Genomic DNA, 248 nt, shown 5'->3' with positions numbered 1-248 from the left:
CTCAACACTGCCTCGGCCGACGACAACGTCTTTTGCGTCGACTTGCGGAATTCGACGTGAGACAGCACCTCGCGCGCGTCGGCCGGCTCCATCCACGCGAGCAGCACCTTGCCGATTGCCGTGCTGTGAAGCGGATTGCGCCGGCCAATCCGCGACTGCATGCGCAGCCCGTAATCGGCGTCGATCTTGTGGATATAGATGATCGCGTCTTCGTCGAATGCGCCGAGGTGCACCGCCTCGCGTGTGAG

The 248-nt window shown here is 62.9% G+C and carries 1 protein-coding gene; it reads right to left on the bottom strand.

What is annotated here, in order from left to right; genetic code table 11:
* Positions 1-248, bottom strand: a 248-nt coding sequence (locus SB753_RS40030; RefSeq protein ID WP_410805545.1) for an IclR family transcriptional regulator C-terminal domain-containing protein, incomplete at both ends; no start/stop codon positions are given.

Origin of the sequence: Paraburkholderia sp. SIMBA_053 (genome assembly GCF_046534895.1) — a bacterium.
Classification (GTDB): Bacteria; Pseudomonadota; Gammaproteobacteria; order Burkholderiales; family Burkholderiaceae; genus Paraburkholderia; species Paraburkholderia caledonica.
This window is presented reverse-complemented; position numbering and strand designations above follow the sequence as displayed.